This is a genomic window from Streptosporangium sp. NPDC006013 (assembly GCF_040614275.1).
Taxonomy (GTDB): domain Bacteria; phylum Actinomycetota; class Actinomycetes; order Streptosporangiales; family Streptosporangiaceae; genus Streptosporangium.
The window spans coordinates 1-1,919 of record NZ_JBEXUE010000878.1; the positions used below are offsets into that span (position 1 = coordinate 1).

Genomic DNA, 1,919 nt, shown 5'->3' on the forward strand with positions numbered 1-1,919 from the left:
GCCGAATCCGGAACCGACCCCACGACCTGTGCCAGCGCGTCTCGATCCCCGACATCGCACGCCACCACGCCGACCTTCGCCCCCAGCCCGGTCAGCTCCTCCACCAGCCTCTCGGCACCCTCCGCCGACAACCCCCGCCGGCTGGCCAGCAGCAAGGAACGCACACCGTGATCGGTCACCAGGCGACGAGCCAGCAACGCCCCCAACCCGCCGGTGCCGCCGGTCACCAGCACCGTCCCCGCCGCCAACCCGACGGAGCCGCCGGACCGCTCGACCGAGCCCAGATCCGAGCCCGAATTCGAGCCGTCGGCGATCACGGCGACGGGCCGCTCAGGCTGGACCATCCTGACCAGCCGGGGCACCAGGAACGCCCCGGACCGCACCGCCAGCTCCGGTTCGCCGCAGGCCACCGCCACACCCACCGCCGCGTCCCGTTCCCGGCCTTCGTCCAGATCCAGCAGCACGAACCGTCCCGGGTGCTCGGCCTGCGCCGCCCGCACCAACCCCCATACCGGAGCGACCGCCACATCCACATCCACGCTGTCACCCACCGCCACCGCGCCCCGGGTCACCACCACCAAAGGCGCCGACGTCGGATCCTCCCGCTCCAGCCACGCCTGCAGCGCCTCAAGCACGCCACCGACCACCGAACGCACCACCTCCGGCGTCTCACCGGCCGGCCGTGCCGTGCAGTCCACCACCACGACCGAATCGGCGGCATCGGCAGCCGCATCAGGAGAAGCGGACCATTCGGTCACCCGCGCCGCACCGGCGGTCGCGGGCGTCTCGATCGGGTTCCATGCCACCTGGAACAGGGGCTGCTCCGCTGCCGCGCCCAGCAACGGGTGCAACACCGTCTCAAGCCCCAGGCCTCGCGCGTCCCCGCCCCGCCGACCGGTCGGCCAGAACCGCTCCTTCTGGAAGGCATACGTGGGCAGCTCCACCCGCCGCCCACCCGGCAACACCGCACGCCAATCAAGGAGAACCCCGCGCACATGCAACCCGGCCAGCGCCATCACGATCGTCGCCTGCTCGTCCTGGCCCCCGCGCAGCACCGGCACCAGCACCGCGTCCGGGCCAGAACCGGCTTCGGCCTCCGCGGCGAGGGTGTCGGCCGCCATCGCGGCCAGCACCCCGTCCGGCCCCAGCTCCAGATACGCCCGCACCCCCTGAGCGTGCAGTGTCCGGACACCGTCGGAGAAGCGGACGGCCCGACGCACCTGCTCCACCCAGTAATCCGGCGAGCACAACTGCTCCGCCGTGGCCGGTTCTCCGGTCACGTTCGACACCACCGGAATACGCGGCGCGTGGTAGGTCAACCCGCCCGCCACCGCTCGGAAGTCCTCCAGCATCGGCTCCATCAACGGCGAATGGAACGCGTGCGACACCCGCAACCGCCGCGTCTTGACCCCGCGCTCCTCCAGCACGGCCGCGATACCGAGGACCGCCTCCTCAACCCCGGAGATCACCACCGAAGCCGGGCCGTTCACCGCCGCGACCGACACCTCGTCCTCACGCCCGGCCAGCAGAGCGGCGACCTCCTCCTCAGACGCCCGCACCGACACCATCGCCCCACCGGCCGGGAGCGCCTGCATCAACCGCGCCCGACCCGCCACCAGCACACACGCATCGGCCAGCGACAACACCCCCGCCACGTGGGCAGCGGTGATCTCCCCGATCGAGTGCCCCGCCAGCACATCCGGCCGCACCCCCCACGACTCGACCAGCCGGAACAGCGCCGTCTCCACCGCGAACAACGCCGGCTGCGCCCACCCCGTCAGATCCAGCAACCCCGCCAACTCGCTGCCCGGCTCGGCGAACAGCACCTCCCGCAACGACCCGTCCAGCAACGGATCCAGCTCCGCGATCACCTCATCCAACGCCGCCGCGAACACCGCGAACCGCGCATACAACTCCCG

At 72.1% G+C, this 1,919-nt stretch carries 1 protein-coding gene; it reads right to left on the minus strand.

Annotation, left to right across the window (positions count from 1 at the left end):
* Positions 1 to 1,919: SDR family NAD(P)-dependent oxidoreductase (locus ABZ260_RS50565; protein WP_355632987.1), on the minus strand; the 1,919-nt coding region annotated here is incomplete at both ends.